Origin of the sequence: Paenibacillus andongensis (genome assembly GCF_025369935.1) — a bacterium.
In the GTDB taxonomy this organism is placed as follows: domain Bacteria; phylum Bacillota; class Bacilli; order Paenibacillales; family NBRC-103111; genus Paenibacillus_E; species Paenibacillus_E andongensis.
In genome coordinates, this window is the sequence record NZ_CP104467.1 from 7,242,355 (window position 1) to 7,257,668 (window position 15,314).

The 15,314-nt window shown below is 44.8% G+C and carries 13 protein-coding genes and 1 other RNA gene; 1 reads left to right on the top strand and 13 read right to left on the bottom strand.

Features of this window, described 5'->3' with window-relative positions; translation table 11 throughout:
* Positions 1-13 precede the first annotated feature (13 nt).
* From NYR53_RS32510 to rpoE, 13 genes are all read right to left on the bottom strand, one after another.
* The gene (locus tag NYR53_RS32510; RefSeq protein ID WP_028555044.1) at positions 14-325 is read right to left on the bottom strand and encodes a YbaB/EbfC family nucleoid-associated protein; all 312 of its coding nucleotides are present in this window, start codon (positions 323-325) and stop codon (positions 14-16) included.
* 20 nt (positions 326-345) lie between these two features.
* Positions 346-2,097 carry a DNA polymerase III subunit gamma/tau gene (gene dnaX / locus NYR53_RS32515; RefSeq protein WP_261303095.1) on the bottom strand — a complete coding sequence of 584 codons (1,752 nt, stop codon included), beginning with the start codon at positions 2,095-2,097 and terminating at the stop codon, positions 346-348.
* Between the two features lie 78 nt (positions 2,098-2,175).
* Entirely contained in the window at positions 2,176-3,609 is a 1,434-nt protein-coding gene (locus NYR53_RS32520; RefSeq protein WP_367618600.1) for an ATP-binding protein, read from the bottom strand.
* 184 nt (positions 3,610-3,793) lie between these two features.
* Positions 3,794-4,057, bottom strand: an RNA gene (gene ffs, locus NYR53_RS32525) — signal recognition particle sRNA large type.
* A gap of 56 nt (positions 4,058-4,113) precedes the next feature.
* Positions 4,114-4,527, bottom strand: coding sequence for a hypothetical protein (locus NYR53_RS32530; protein WP_261303096.1), 414 nt, complete (start codon positions 4,525-4,527; stop codon positions 4,114-4,116).
* 91 nt (positions 4,528-4,618) lie between these two features.
* The gene (gene rpmE / locus NYR53_RS32535) at positions 4,619-4,816 is read right to left on the bottom strand and encodes a 50S ribosomal protein L31 (RefSeq protein WP_029197218.1); all 198 of its coding nucleotides are present in this window, start codon (positions 4,814-4,816) and stop codon (positions 4,619-4,621) included.
* A 213-nt stretch (positions 4,817-5,029) separates the two neighbouring features.
* Positions 5,030-6,304: a radical SAM family protein gene (locus tag NYR53_RS32540; protein WP_261303097.1), complete on the bottom strand. Its 1,275-nt coding sequence runs from the start codon at positions 6,302-6,304 to the stop codon at positions 5,030-5,032.
* Between the two features lie 98 nt (positions 6,305-6,402).
* Positions 6,403-7,698, bottom strand: coding sequence for a transcription termination factor Rho (gene rho / locus NYR53_RS32545; protein WP_261303098.1), 1,296 nt, complete (start codon positions 7,696-7,698; stop codon positions 6,403-6,405).
* A gap of 62 nt (positions 7,699-7,760) precedes the next feature.
* Positions 7,761-9,020 (bottom strand): UDP-N-acetylglucosamine 1-carboxyvinyltransferase, encoded by a 1,260-nt coding sequence (gene murA, locus NYR53_RS32550; RefSeq protein ID WP_261306599.1) that lies wholly within the window; start codon positions 9,018-9,020, stop codon positions 7,761-7,763.
* Positions 9,021-9,359: 339 nt separating this feature from the next.
* Positions 9,360-10,214, bottom strand: a complete 855-nt coding sequence (gene fba, locus NYR53_RS32555) for a class II fructose-1,6-bisphosphate aldolase (protein WP_029197214.1) — start codon at positions 10,212-10,214, stop codon at positions 9,360-9,362.
* A gap of 130 nt (positions 10,215-10,344) precedes the next feature.
* The gene (locus NYR53_RS32560) at positions 10,345-10,737 is read right to left on the bottom strand and encodes a response regulator (protein ID WP_029197213.1); all 393 of its coding nucleotides are present in this window, start codon (positions 10,735-10,737) and stop codon (positions 10,345-10,347) included.
* 157 nt (positions 10,738-10,894) lie between these two features.
* Positions 10,895-12,496, bottom strand: coding sequence for a CTP synthase (gene pyrG / locus NYR53_RS32565; protein ID WP_261303099.1), 1,602 nt, complete (start codon positions 12,494-12,496; stop codon positions 10,895-10,897).
* 285 nt (positions 12,497-12,781) lie between these two features.
* Positions 12,782-13,363: a DNA-directed RNA polymerase subunit delta gene (gene rpoE, locus NYR53_RS32570; RefSeq protein ID WP_261303100.1), complete on the bottom strand. Its 582-nt coding sequence runs from the start codon at positions 13,361-13,363 to the stop codon at positions 12,782-12,784.
* A 507-nt stretch (positions 13,364-13,870) separates the two neighbouring features.
* Here rpoE and NYR53_RS32575 point away from each other — a divergent pair.
* Positions 13,871-15,031: a S8 family peptidase gene (locus NYR53_RS32575; protein ID WP_261303101.1), complete on the top strand. Its 1,161-nt coding sequence runs from the start codon at positions 13,871-13,873 to the stop codon at positions 15,029-15,031.
* The last annotated feature ends 283 nt before the right edge of the window (positions 15,032-15,314 follow it).

Consider the following 15,314-nt stretch of genomic DNA (forward strand, 5'->3'; position numbering starts at 1 on the left):
ATCGTTACTTGTCTTAGAACAATCCAGGGATATTCATACCGCCTGTGAATTTGCCCATATCTTTGTTAGCAATTTCCTCAGCTTTGGACATAGCGTCATTTACTGCCGTAAGTACGAGATCTTGCAGCATTTCGACATCATCCGGATCAACAGCTTCGGGTTTAATTGTAATACTTTGAACTTTTTTGTGTCCGTTGATGATACAGGTGACAACACCGCCGCCAGCTGTGCCTTCGATCATTTTCGTACCCAGTTCTTCTTGGGCTTTCATCATTTGTTCTTGCATTTTCTTTACTTGTTTCATCATTTGGTTCATGTTATTCATATCAGGTAGCTCCTTCATATTTAGTCTTCTTTGATTGTAACTAGCTCTTCTCCAAATAATTGGATCGCTTCCGAAATCCATTCTTCTTTGACAGCAGCACCGTTGCCTTCGCCATCAGCCACTAGCTCCATCACTTCTGGAGCACTGCTAACCGCTTCATTCTTGGCGTCATCCCATTCCTTACGCATAATCGTAAGTAAACGTAACGGCTTGCCAAACACCGAAGTAAGCACTTGCTCGATAATGACCTTGTTTTCTGGCTTTTCCGTTGTATTGCGATGCATCTCATTCTTGAAAGCCACGAGTACAACATCATCTAGCATAGACACCAGATCACCATTAACGAACCAAGCATGTACGGTAATCTTCTTTTCTTTGACATCGCCTAACACTTGACTCCATTTCATGAGAGCAGCTTTGGTTTCAGAACTCTCCGCGGCTTTCAAGTAACCATCGAGCTTGATGCCTGATTTCTTCGAAGGGGCTGAGGCCACCGGTGCTTTAGCAGAGGCTGCTTGCCTCGCATTAGGATCAGGTGCTGCACCCGTTACTCCCGATTTTACCAGTGAAGCTATCTGTTCTTCAAGTTGTTGAAGTTTCTGAGTCATTTGGGCAAAAAGATCGCCCTGAGGCAATCGTCCTCCTGCTTCCGTAGCGACGCTGGCAGATGAACTGCTCTCTGCTCCTCTGTGACCACCGCTAATTTTCATAATCGATATTTCTAGCAGGGTTTGAGGTTGTACAGAATATTTCATTTCGCTTTGGTAATGATTCAACGTCTCAATCATAGCCATCATTTCACTCGGTGAGAAGTGATTCGCTACTTCCCTTAGGTCGCCCATATCAAAGACACGTTCTGTTATCACAGGTGAATTCGGCACCATGCGAACCATGAGTAAATCGCGGAAGTAATTAATCAAATTTTCAATACATTTGTCGGCGCTTTTGCCTTCCTGCATGAAAGTATCGATGAGCTCAAGCGCGGCTCCAAGATTCTTCTCTTTGATGTAAAGAACGAGCTTCTTGAATTGATCGGAAGCAACACCACCAGTGATGGACAAAATATCTGAGAGCTGAACTTCACCTGTCGCAAAGGACGCGGCCTGATCCAGCAGACTGAGGGCATCACGCATCCCGCCATCCGATAGTCTCGCTATATAATGGAGAGCTTCCTCGCTAACCGAGATCTGCTCCTGATCACAAATATATTGCAGCCGCTGAACCTGATCTTCCATCGAAACTCTCCGAAAGTCAAAACGTTGACAGCGGGAAATAATCGTAGCCGGTATCTTATGCGGTTCCGTTGTTGCCAAAATAAACATGACATGGGCCGGGGGCTCCTCAAGCGTCTTCAAAAGGGCATTAAAAGCTTCGGTCGTGAGCATATGCACTTCATCAATGATGTACACTTTCTGCCTTACTTCTGTAGGGGCATACTTCACTTTATCACGAATATCCCGAATTTCTTCTACACCACGATTGGAGGCAGCATCGATTTCAACAACGTCCATGACAGCCCCTTCGGTGATTCGTTCACATGCTGAACATGCGTTGCACGGCTCTTCCGACGGACCGTTTAAGCAGTTGATTGCCTTGGCTAATATTTTGGCCGTACTGGTCTTACCTGTTCCTCGAGGTCCGTTGAACAAATAAGCGTGAGTAAGGCGATTTTCTCGCAAAGAATTCTGCAGCGTCTGCGTGATATGTTTCTGACCGACAACTTCACGAAACGTCTGAGACCTCCACGTTCGGTACAGAGCAATATGTGCCATAGTGTTCCTCTCCAATGATCCCTGCATGGAATGACTGAATCCATTATACTATAACGCACCTAGGGATGAAATAGAGGATCAAGTATAAGGAATCGATATCGTAAATGTTGTTCCAAACCCTTTGGAAGATACACGTATCGTCCCTCCCATATCGTGGATAATTCGTTGACACACCGAAAGTCCTAATCCGGTACCCGTATCCTTGGTTGTAAAAAAGGGATCGAAGATTTTATCAATAACGAACATCGGTATGCCCGAACCAGTGTCATGAATGTCAATGCAGACATTGCGCTCCACCGTGTCCACTTTCTCTGAAATCGTTAAAACCCCTCCATCCGACATAGCCTCGATGCCATTCTTACAAACATTTAAGAATACCTGCTTGAGCAGCTCTTTATCAGCAATCACTTCCGGTAAGTGGTACGAGGCCTCATATTGGAGATTTACATTGTAAAGAATAGCTTCATTATTGATAATAGGCAAAATCCCTCGCAGCACTTCAGTCACATCGATTCTCTCATAAGACACATGCTTTGGCTTACTCAGCAGCAGAAATTCGTTTACCAACTCATTGATCCGATTGATTTCCTCCAGCATAACTACCGTGAAGCTCATCTCTCTCTCCATTCCTTTCACTTCAAAAGTGCGCCGAAGCACCTGGAGAAACCCTTTGATTGAAGTTAGCGGATTCCGAATTTCATGAGCTGTCCCAGCAGCAATTTGTCCAATCATAGCAAGTCTGTCACTTCTTTGAACCATTTCTTCCAGCGAGCGCATATTCGTGACATCCTTGAAGATGACATAAGCCCCTACAATATTTCCTTGATTATCTTTGAGTACATTCGAATCCAGCAGCAGCTCAAACCGCTCTTCATTATTCGTCCATGAAACCGCATGATTGCGAACTACCGCACCATTCAAAATTGTTCGTTGGACAAGCTTATGCTGACTCGGAACCGTAGCAAAGATCTCCTCTAACGACTTATTAAGAATATGCTCCCGATCCATTCCTAGAATCTGACATGCTCGATCACTGACGTCAACAAGCGTGAAATCCACACTTATCAATAAAACACCTAAATTTATATCTTTCAAAAAAGCATCTGAAAACCGCTGCAGTAAGCTTAATTGCGAGCTATCCTGATGCTTCATGGTTAAGAGATACATAAACTTATCGCCGCGCATAAGCTTCAATATCGAGAATTGATAAAACATCGTTTCACCATGTTTGCCTACTAAGAATCCATGCGGCCATTCCCCTGGACTCGAATCGTTCTTAAAGTAAAATTCGTACAGTTCACGCAAAGATGCCCTCACTTTAAAAAGCTGAGGGAATGAGATATGTGTTATTTCCTCAGCTGAGTAACCCGAGTATTTCAATACTTGATCTGTTGCTAAAATGATCTTACCGTCCTCATCCACAACTAGCATACCCGTTTGTAGGCTATGGTTGAATAGCTTTCGCATTTCATCGATGGATACCATGTAATCTTGAGGGTCATGAATGGACATTTCAGCAACACCTTCACTTTCTCTCTATTGAATCGCACAATGTGCAAACATTCACATGAATCTACATGTTATAACCATTCTCTCTAGAGCAAGAATTTTCCTTCCCTTGAAAAAAAGAAAAAACGCCCTAGTTACTGGCGTTTTGTTAGGTGTCATTATGAAATGGTTCATTTATTCATTAAAACCGTGCACCTGTTATTGATAAAGTGATACAAGCGAACTCTTACCGTTGGCTCAAATCAGGCAACCCCTCGGCACATGAAACATCTCACTTACGGCTGCTTCCTTCCAGACCTGACCGGGTTCATGAGCATTCATTGCGAAGGACCCGACTCTCAACACCACGTGTAAAAGCCAGACCTCACATCACAGTACCGCTAACAGGAATTCAACCTCGCTACAGCGGATTGCGAGTTACAGGGCACCGCTACCTCCCCATCTAGCACGGTAAAAATAGTATAGCTGATTCAATTACAAATAGCAACCGAGGGGAAAATCTACCTGTTATTGAACCATTTTTACGATCACATTATAGCGCGGCATGTTGGTGTTCAGAGCCATTTGAGCTTGGGAGCGAAGCTCCTCCACTTGCGCAGCCGTCAAAGACGGTTTTGGTTTTATTTTTACTTTAGCGGTCGGTCCGTTAATGGAGATATTGGTTTTCTCAATACCTTGCAGCTGTGAGAGCACGGCTTTCATTAAATTCGAGTCATCCTCGTAGTGATGATACGTAGGGTTAAGCGGATCGTTCGGATTCACGCTGGTAATCCCCAAGTAACCGTCTTGCTTGTAATGCTGGGCTTTATAATTTGCATCATTGGTCTGAGGCGGGTTCTTATTACCAGAATTAATGCCACAGCCGATTAAACTCATGATGAGCATGATAGCTCCTGCAAACTTAAGCATACCCTTAAACATAAAAACACCTCCCATTGGACTCTAAGCCTAAGCTTAGGATGACCAAGGGAGGTTGTCTTATGCTGATTGGCAGCAAAGTAATTGATGCCAATTAGATTCCGTATTTCTTTTTGAATTTGTCGACACGGCCGCCTACATCGATAAACTTTTGTTTACCAGTGTAGAAAGGATGGCAATTAGAGCAAATCTCAACACGTAGATTTTGCTTAATTGAACCCGTTTCGAACACGTTACCACAAGCGCAAGTCACTGTGGTTGCATGATAAGTAGGATGAATACCTGCTTTCATGATGGTTCACCTCTTTCCGCCCTGAATCATTTGCTGAAACAGAGTTAATGGACGTACTTATGCATTGTATCATATTCGGGAGATTTGATGCAACCAGGATAAACGAATTACGTCGTCCTTAGGGACAAACGCGTTTGTCAAGGTTGGTGCGAAGCAAGTGAAGATGCAAACTCACATTTCTTATCAACGAAAAAAACTATACATGGCTTCCTTTTAGAGCACCGTAGTAACTGTTCGGTCACTCGTATAAAACTTTGGTGTATGTGAGTAGGAACCGAGCACAACATCCGGAAGCTCTTGCTCGAAAATCTCAATCATTTGCTTCATCCCAAGCAGTTCACCTCTTGCTTTGGGGATAATGCCAAGGTAACTCTCGGGATCAATGTTTAGATTGCGCAATTGAATCAATTTCAATCCCGTTCTTCGCACGAATTCGATCATCGCTTCGATCTCTTCTTCTCGATCAGTTACACCAGGGAATACAAGATAGTTGATTGAAGTTATGACTCCTTTATCCGTGGCATAACGGAGTGACTTCTCTACATTCTTGAGCGTATAAGCTCTTGGCTTATAGTATGCGTTGTAGTGATCATCCAGCGCGCTTATCGTACTAACCCGCATGAGATCTAGTCCAGCATCAACAATGCCGCGGATATGATCTGTGAGACCTGCATTGGTGTTGATGTTAATATAGCCCATCTTTGTTTGCTCACGCACTTGCTTGATGGCATCGATAATAATCACGGCCTGCGTGCTAGGTTCCCCTTCACAGCCCTGCCCAAAGGAGATGATACTCTCAGGCGTCCGCAGATGCTCGAGCATGATCTGAGTGATCTCTTCGACCTTAGGCTTGAAGTTCATACGTGTCTGAGGCGCTACGAAGCCACTCTCATCCGGTTGTTCCGAAATACAGCCGAAGCATCCTGCGTTGCAAGAATAGGAGACCGGAACGGCACCCTCCCAACGTTGCAGGAACGTATTCGAGGCTGTCAAACATTCATAACCAAGTGCACAGTTGGACAAGTGTGCATATAACCGATTATCCGGATACTTAGCAACCAGCCGTTTGACCTCTACCTCAAGCTCAGTCGGGTCACAATGAACCGGATTCCAGTAATAAGGGTTATCCGTTAATCGAGCGGCTACATAGAAACCATCATCTTTCCACACGACAGCTGTATATCCGAACAGAGGCAGTGCCTTAGACTTGTCTGATTTCACATAGCCAGGGAGTAGAAGCCTTGTGAAGCCCTGCGGCAGCAAAGCACCAACGGCATGATAATCCCCCTCAACCAGCTTCATATCGCCTGTTGCGGCATCAATGCCTACTGGGCGTGTAAACGGAAGACTGACTAGCGTTGATCCCTCAGGCAGTGGAATTAACTCTTCTTCTAAAATTTCTGTTATCATTTCAGCGTTTCGACCAAGTGCCAAGAAATCAGGATGGTCAAAAACGTTTCCTTGTAAGTCTGAATAAACCAAGTTCATAACGGTACTCCTCTTTGTTCGTCACGGATAAACGACTTAAGTCGTCCTAAAGGACGACCGTGTTTGTCATGATAGATGTGAAGCAGATTATTTGAAGCTTAAGATGCTGAGTTCTTGACCTTGCCTTTGTTAACCCCTGTAGATCCTGCTGAAGGGGAAGCCAAAGAGTCCAAGAACTCTTGATTGGTCTTCGTATCGGCAAGTTTCTTGATGAAGGATTCTGTGTATTCATGCGAATCGTTCATCCCTCTGCGAAGCGCCCATACCTTCTCGAGTTCATCTTTACCCAGAAGTGCTTCTTCGCGGCGAGTGCCTGACTTGCGAATATCAATCGCAGGGAAGATACGGCGTTCAGCCATTTTCCGATCAAGATGAAGCTCTAAATTACCTGTACCTTTAAACTCTTCATAAATGACGTCATCCATACGTGAGCCTGTTTCTACGAGTGCAGTAGCAAGAATTGTTAAGCTGCCGCCTTCTTCAATATTACGGGCAGCCCCGAAGAAACGTTTTGGCCGATGAAAGGCTGCAGGGTCTATACCACCCGTTAACGTCCGGCCAGAAGCAGGAACCACAAGGTTATAGGCTCTAGCCAACCGAGTAATACTGTCCATCAGAATGACAACGTCTTTCTTATGTTCAACCAAACGCATCGCGCGTTCTAGCACAAGTTCTGCGACTTTAATATGATTTTCAGGAAGCTCATCAAAGGTAGAAGCAACGACTTCGCCTTTGACAGAACGCTGCATATCGGTAACTTCCTCGGGACGCTCATCGATAAGCAGAACGAAGAGTTCGATTTCAGGATAATTCGTGGAAATACTGTTCGCTATTTCTTTCAGCAGCAATGTTTTTCCCGCTTTAGGAGGGGCAACGATCAAGCCGCGTTGGCCTAATCCAACAGGGGCAAGCAAATCCATAATACGCATGGAAATCTTATTAGGCTCAGTTTCGAGTGTGATCCTGGTGTCTGGATATAGAGGTGTCAATGCAGGGAAATGAAGTCGTTCCGCTGCCGTTTCTGGTTTCTCTCCATTCACTGCTTCAACTTGAAGAAGCCCAAAATAGCGCTCATTCTCTTTGGGCGGACGGCATTTGCCCGATACAATGTCCCCTGACCGCAAATCAAATTTGCGAATCTGGGAAGCCGAAATATAAATGTCCTCTGAGCTCGGAAGGTAATTAATTGGACGTAAGAATCCAAAGCCTTCCTGAAGGATCTCGAGAACACCTTGCATGAACAATAGACCACTCTCAGCAGCTTGTGCACGTAAAATTGCAAAGATGAGTTCTTTTTTCTTCAGCGTGCCGTAGTATTGGATCTGATGTTTCTTAGCTAGTTTATATAATTCAGTAAGCTTGAGTACTTCAAGCTCAGCAAGCTGCATGCTCATGTTTCAACCACCAAACTATTAAATTTTCAATTGGATTCTAGCATTGCCTGTTGTTTGGTACTTTATTCCTCGTTCTCGCGCCAAACCTCTGCACCTAGTGAAGATAAGTTGAATACCAAGTTCTCATAACCACGATCAATAAACTCAACCCCGGATACTTCTGTGATGCCGCCTGTTCTTACACTAAGGCCCGCAAGCACAAGAGAAGCTCCTGCTCTCAAATCCGTTGCTCTCACTTTAGCAGAACTGAGCTGTGAGCCCTCAATTATGGCTGAACGTCCTTCGACCTTCATCTTCGCTCCCATACGTACTAGCTCAGGAATATGCTTGAATCGATTACTATAAACGTGGTCCGTTAATATACTAACTCCTCTAGCTTGGCAAAGTAAGCTCGCCATCGGAGACTGTAGATCCGTCGCAAACCCTGGGTAAATTAATGCTTTCACATCGACACTTTCGTATTCAGGCTGACCGACAACACGAATGGACTCATCCATTTCGTAGATATGTACGCCCATTTCCTGAAGCTTTGCTGTCAGTGCTTCCATATGTTTAGGAATAACATTGTCGACAGTCACATCGCCGCGTGTAGCCGCTGCTGCAATCATGTACGTACCTGCTTGAATACGGTCAGGAATAATGGAATGACGGCAACCATGCATCTCCGTTACGCCTTCGATACGAATGGTCTCTGTTCCAGCGCCCTTAATTTTGGCACCCATTGAATTTAAAAGTGTTGCCACATCTATAATTTCAGGCTCTTTGGCCGCATTTTCGATAATCGTAACGCCTTTAGCGCGAGAGGCAGCCAACATGATGTTGATCGTTGCTCCAACACTCGCCATATCTAAGTAAATTTTGGCACCGCGCAGTTCTTTGGCACGTATCTTTAATGCGCCATTCTCATTGCTAACCTCGGCACCCAAAGCTTCAAAACCTTTAATATGCAAATCAATCGGACGCGGTTCGAAGTTACAACCACCCGGCAGACCAATCGTCGCCTCACCAAATCTCCCGAGCAGCGCTCCCATTAAATAGTAGGATGCTCTGAGCTTCTTTACTTTGCCATTCGGCATAGGAAGTGATTTCATTCGACTTGGGTCGATCGTCATCCGATCTTCGTTCCAGTCTATGGTAGCCCCTAAATCCGTCAAAATTTCTGTATATATAGCCACATCACTCAGATGAGGCAGATTATCCAAAGTAACCGATGTTTCAGCAAGTATTGCGGCCGGAATGAGTGCAACCGCACTATTCTTAGCCCCGCTAATTTGAACTGTTCCCCGTAGTGGACGTCCCCCGACCACCATTAATTTCTCCAACATGATTCTCCCCCTAAACCAGGTGCCTACTTACAAAGCAGTAAATCGAAGCAACCAAATACAACCTACCCAACCCCAAAGATATTCGACTCCACCGCGTCCTTTAAGACTAGCGATCGTCAAAAATCAAGCGAACGAGCGTATAAAATTAATAATTCCTTATAAATCCATATAAAAAAAGCGAATCTTCATAAACAAAAATAGCTAGGTTCTCTTGAGAACATAAGCGCAAAAAAATAGAAGAAGGAAACGCACGTAATGACACAGACGGACGACATTCTTTCGTCTATCCTTCGTCTGTGCCTTACTGCATTTCCTACCCTGACTATACAATTGGAATTAAGCTTGGTTGCTGCTTCCGAACAATTGAATTTTGGATTTTACTACTTCGATCATAGCATTACGAGCCGGGGTGAGATATTTACGAGGATCATAAATTTTAGCATCTTTATTCAGAGCCGCGCGGATGCTTTCTGTGCATGCCACTTGATTCTCTGTGTTAACGTTGATTTTGCCAACGCCTGCTGCGATTGATTTACGAATCATTTCGTCAGGAACGCCGGATCCACCGTGAAGAACAACAGGAACTGGAATCGCTTTGGAAACTGCTTCGATAATATCAAAGTGAATGTTAGGCTCGCCTGCGTACATACCATGTGCAGTACCTACAGCGATAGCCAGACAGTCAACACCTGTTTCTTCGTAGAAACGGATTGCTTCTTCTGGTTTTGCAAGGTTAGCGTGCTCTTCATCAACAGAGATGTCATCCTCCACCCCGCCAATTGTTCCAAGCTCACCCTCAACGGATACGCCCATTGCACGAGCTGCTTTTACGACTTCTTTCGTCAAACGAATGTTTTCTTCGAAAGAATAGTGGGAACCATCGAACATAACGGAGCTGAATCCTGCACGGATACATTTCATTGCTACTTCAAAGGAACTGCCATGATCTAAGTGTAGAGCAATCGGCAGACCGGATTTTTTAGCTGCAGCTTCAGCAATTGCTACTGTAAACTCAATACCCATATACTTCAGTGCGCCTTCGCTAACACCATAAATGAACGGGGATTTTAATTCGATTGCAGCTTCCACAATCGCTTGAGCGAATTCAAGGTTGTTCATATTAAATTGACCCACCGCGAATTTGTTCGCTTTTGCTTTAGGTAAAAATTCATTCATTGAAACCAATGCCATGTTTCTCTTCCTCCTAGAACCTATAGTAGATGCGCATACCGCTCTTTGTCATACCTGAGTTATTATAGCACATAACTTTTCAAATGATAACCAAGCCCTCGTTTTTTCGGCAACAAAAAAGACCCTATGACTAGGATCCCACTGCAAAACCGCTGCTTGATTCATTATTAAGCTGCATATTAACCGCCATACGTAATTCATCAATATCAAAGGGCTTCGTAAAGTGCATAATCGCACCCAAATCCGTTGCTTCTTTAATCATATCGAGCTCGCCATACGCTGTCATCATAATGACTTTGATCGATGCATCAATGGCTTTAACATGTTTCAAAATATCCAAACCATCCATACCAGGAATTTTCATATCCAGTAGTATAAGATCAGGCGAAGAATTTTTCACGATCTCCAAGGCCAACTTGCCATTTGAAGCTTGATAGGTATCGTACCCTTCGTTACTGAATACCTCCATGAGCAGTACGCGAATTCCATTTTGATCGTCGACAATCAATACCTTTTTCTTCATCAGTCTATTTCCCTCCCGAAAACGAATAACAAATTCCCACGTTTATGTTTCTAAAGGTATTCGCTATTCATTTTCGTTTTCCTTCTGAGGGACAAAACTAATTGAAAAGTTTTACAAATAAGTTGGTTATCTGGAGGGACAACCGTTATAGCAAGAATTAACGAGCGATCAACTGAGCGGCTTTCACGAATTCACGGAAAAGCGGCTGCGGACGATTCGGACGCGAAGTAAATTCCGGATGGAATTGAACAGCTAGGAACCAAGGGTGACCAGGAAGCTCGACCATCTCAACCAATCGACCGTCCGGTGATGTACCGGAAATGCGCAAACCAGCAGATTCAATCAACTCGCGGTATTCATTGTTAAATTCATACCGGTGACGATGTCTCTCATAGATGAGCTCATCATTGTAGCACTGCTCCGCAAGTGAGCCTGGAGCAACTTTACAAGGATATAAACCAAGACGCATGGTACCGCCTAAATTCTCGATATCCTTCTGCTCTGGCAATAGATCGATGACCGGGTAAGCCGTTGTAGGATTAATCTCGGAGCTGTTGGCACCATCCAAGCCTGTAACGGAACGCGCATATTCAATAACAGCAACTTGCATCCCCAAACAAATACCGAAGAATGGAATTTCTTTTTCACGGGCATAGCGGATCGCTTCCACCTTACCTTCAATACCACGATCACCGAATCCACCAGGCACAAGAATACCTTGAACACCTGAAAGAAGCTGATGGACGTTATGCTCAAAAATTTCTTCTGCATTCACCCAACGAATATTAATTTCGGAGTCATTATCGATGCCGGCATGGCCTAGTGCTTCAACAATACTTAAGTAAGCGTCATGCAGCGCAACGTATTTCCCTACGATCGCAATCTCCGTCTTCTTCGTCAATGACTTCACTTTACGAACAAGGCTTTCCCATTCCTTCATATCCGGCTCGTTCGTACGTAGTTTCAGGTGATTGACAACATAATCGTCAAGCCCTTGCTCGCGAAGCATCATCGGAACTTCGTATAAGGTCTCTGCATCCTTACACTCAATGACAGCTGCAGGATCGATATCACAGAATAAAGCTAACTTACGCTTCATATCTTCCGTTAGGGAATGTTCCGTACGGCAAACGATAACGTGAGGTTGAATCCCTAGCCCGCGCAGTTCTTTTACACTGTGCTGCGTAGGTTTCGTCTTCACTTCGCCAGCTGCTTTGATATAAGGAATCAGCGTAACGTGAATATACATGACATTCTCGCGGCCGATATCATTTTTCATTTGACGAATAGCTTCCAGGAACGGCAAGCTTTCGATATCTCCTACCGTACCACCAATTTCGGTAATGACAACATCAGACCCAGCTTCACGGCCAGCGCGAATCACACGTTCTTTGATTTCGTTCGTAATGTGTGGGATCACTTGTACTGTACCACCCAGATATTCGCCTCTGCGCTCTTTGGTAATGACGGAGGAGTATACTTTACCTGAGGTTACGTTGGAACTTTTGGAAAGATTAATATCAATAAAACGCTCATAATGACCTAAGTCCAGATCCGTTTCTGCCCCATCGTCGGTTACGAACACTTCACCGTGCTGGTAAGGACTCATCGTTCCCGGATCCACGTTAATGTAAGGGTCAAACTTTTGAATAGTCACTTTCAAACCTCTGTTTTTGAGCAATCTCCCTAAGGACGCTGCTGTAATTCCTTTGCCAAGGGATGAAACTACGCCTCCCGTAACGAAAATGTATTTTGTCACTATGTACGCCTCCTAGAGTTTTAGTATGGTTTGAAATATAAGAAACTTACGTCGTAAGGCATAAGCTTATCTTTTGCCAGAAAAATGACTTTGTAAGCATTAGCTTCTGCTAATTAGGGGTTTTCATGAAAATAAAGTGAAAAAATACAAAAAAACACCTAAAAAAAACAAAAAAAGTGACACCCGTAGTGACGGGGCACTTTTGAACGCTTGAGCGAATTGTTAAGATTCTTTTAAAGCCCATGCAATAGTTTACTCTGAACAGATAGGGACTGTCAAGACAAGTTATTTGTCGTCGTCAGCGTCGTCATCCAAATCGTCTTCTTCGTCATCCTCATCGGAATCCTCATCTAAATCGTCTTCACTATCTTCGTCTGATTCTTCAATACCCGCTTCGCCAAGATCCTCTTCGATCTCTTCATCTTCGAAGAATTCAGTATCCTCTTCCGCCTCTTCCTCTTCGGTTTCGGTACCAAATGTATCGTACTCATCTTCTTCTGCGTATGTATCTTCTTCCTCCGCGTAGATGTCTTCATCCAGATCGTCATCTTCGTCGTTAATGATTCTTGGACGCTTCGCGTTACCAACCGCATCGTCTGATTTCTCGACAGGATACCAGCGTTTCAAACCCCATAGGTTCGTACCCACGCAAGCAAAACGTCCATCGATATTAATTTCCGTATATAGTTGGGCAATCACTTGCATAACATGCTGCTCGGACAGCCCTTTTATTTTAGCAATTTCAGCCATCAGGTCACGATAATAAAACGGCGTATTCGCCGACTTCAGTAATTCAAACGCCAAATCCACCATGGGCATTTCGCGTGCTTGCTCTGTGGTGATTTTGAGTGTGTATTCGCTACTCATCTAAGGCACATCCTTTTCGATCGTGATCGTCATCTTCAGTTCTTCTATCTACCTTATCCAATATCTTCATTAAGTAAAACCTATTTTTTCTAAAAATGCAACTATCCCATGGATAAACTATTTTCGTCGTCCTGAGGACGAGCATATTTGTCAAGGTTGATGCGGAGCAAGCGTATAAAATTTATACTTTCAAACCTTTCGTGCCAGATGCCTTATGTACCCCTTCACAGGGAAGAAAGCGTTCCCTCTGAAATGAATACAAGCGAAGGTCCCCCTCCGCTTGCGACTGTATCCTAAGGAAGCGGTGTGAATGAATCACAGCCGTTCCACTACCTGAGAAAGAGACACTCCTGCCCGCGCCTCTCTATTTATCCTATGTAAAACCTACGCATCTGACACGGCTTCGCACCCATTTATTTCTATAGAGGCGAGAACACGGTCATACGGGGTGACCTGTACATAAGATAGGGGAGATTCGATTCTAAGCTGTCATGGGGGGATGGCACGATGGATATAGCCACCTTTCTTCATTTGCTTCATGAGGAAATCGGTCTCACCAAGCGTTCTGACAAGAAGCATATCATCCATTTCTCATCGACTAGGGACTACTACGCATGCAAATCAGCGCTGAAACAAATGAAGTCTCAGTTCGCAAACCTCTCGAAGGTCCGCGATCTAAGTATCATTCACGCCTTCTCCTGCACGCTTCGTCCCGATACTAAGCTCAGAGGTATCTCCGGTGTACTGAACATCGTAGAGGATACCAAGATATCCGTTCACCAAGCGATGGGCAACAAAACCACCTCCAGACGATCAAGCGCCTTATCGGGCACTCACACGATACCTTGGGGAATCGATCAAGTAGGCGCGCCTGAAGTCTGGAACAAATCGGTAGGTCAGAATATTCGGATCGGGGTCATCGATACCGGAATCGATTACAATCATCCTGACTTACACAATTCGATATCACGGGGCATCAATTTGTTAAACCGCAGTATGCTGCCCTATGATGATAATGGACATGGCACGCATATCGCCGGTACTATCGCGGCAGCTGGACGTAATTCAGGGATTGTCGGTGTTGCTCCACGAGCCATCGTTCATCCGGTAAAAGCATTTGACCACGCTGGAAGCGCCTATGTCTCGGACATTATTGCCGGCATCGATTGGTGTGTTCATAACGACCTCGATATTATCAATATGAGCTTCGGTATGAAGTCATACAACCGTTCACTCGAGCAAGCTGTCTTGAACGCGTATTACCGAGGGAAAGTTATCGTGGCTTCATCCGGCAATGACGGCAAAAAGAAATCGGTCGATTACCCCGCCCGCTTCCCCCAGGTCGTTTCCGTTGGAGCCACAACCCGGTTAGGCAAAATCGCTCCCTTCAGCAACCGCGGGAAGCAAATTGATATCTACGCACCAGGCGAACGGGTCTACTCGTCCTGGCTTAACGGCAAATATAACGAACTAAGTGGCACTTCGATGGCCACTGCCCATGTCAGCGGCGTCATCGCCTTGATGTTATCGATCAAGCCGCTGTCGCCGCTGCAGATTAAAAGCGCGCTGCGGCGCTGCGCGATTGGTCTTAACAAGCGAGAGAGCAATCGCTGGAAGCCCGGGCATTTGAACGCCCGGCGTGCGATCCGAGCGGCGCGGCAGGGCTGAGACTGTTGCAGGGCAACTGCGAAGCGCAGAGAGTGAAGTAAACCCACCGGCGAATTCACTCAGATGATGTAAAGTTGTACATAGTACAACTTTAGTCACCTCAATCTACGTAATTCCTGCGATTGTTGCACAAAATACAACATTTCTCTACTTAGAGCGAAAATAAGAGGGAAATTGTTGTACGTTTTACAACAGCTCCTCTCGCATCCCAGGATTTAAAACAACAAATTGGAAAAATGCACTAGGGTTCCTTACACTGTAAAGTCATCACACTCTAACATGG

Excerpts from the sequence above, each read along its gene's own strand:
- NYR53_RS32510 (WP_028555044.1), bottom strand. The coding sequence starts at position 325 with ATGAATAACATGAACCAAATGATGAAACAAGTAAAGAAAATGCAAGAA.
- dnaX (WP_261303095.1), bottom strand. The coding sequence starts at position 2,097 with ATGGCACATATTGCTCTGTACCGAACGTGGAGGTCTCAGACGTTTCGT.
- NYR53_RS32520 (WP_367618600.1), bottom strand. The coding sequence starts at position 3,609 with ATGTCCATTCATGACCCTCAAGATTACATGGTATCCATCGATGAAATG.
- NYR53_RS32530 (WP_261303096.1), bottom strand. The coding sequence starts at position 4,527 with ATGTTTAAGGGTATGCTTAAGTTTGCAGGAGCTATCATGCTCATCATG.
- rpmE (WP_029197218.1), bottom strand. The coding sequence starts at position 4,816 with ATGAAAGCAGGTATTCATCCTACTTATCATGCAACCACAGTGACTTGC.
- NYR53_RS32540 (WP_261303097.1), bottom strand. The coding sequence starts at position 6,304 with ATGAACTTGGTTTATTCAGACTTACAAGGAAACGTTTTTGACCATCCT.
- rho (WP_261303098.1), bottom strand. The coding sequence starts at position 7,698 with ATGAGCATGCAGCTTGCTGAGCTTGAAGTACTCAAGCTTACTGAATTA.
- fba (WP_029197214.1), bottom strand. The coding sequence starts at position 10,214 with ATGGCATTGGTTTCAATGAATGAATTTTTACCTAAAGCAAAAGCGAAC.
- NYR53_RS32560 (WP_029197213.1), bottom strand. The coding sequence starts at position 10,737 with ATGAAGAAAAAGGTATTGATTGTCGACGATCAAAATGGAATTCGCGTA.
- rpoE (WP_261303100.1), bottom strand. The coding sequence starts at position 13,363 with ATGAGTAGCGAATACACACTCAAAATCACCACAGAGCAAGCACGCGAA.
- NYR53_RS32575 (WP_261303101.1), top strand. The coding sequence starts at position 13,871 with ATGGATATAGCCACCTTTCTTCATTTGCTTCATGAGGAAATCGGTCTC.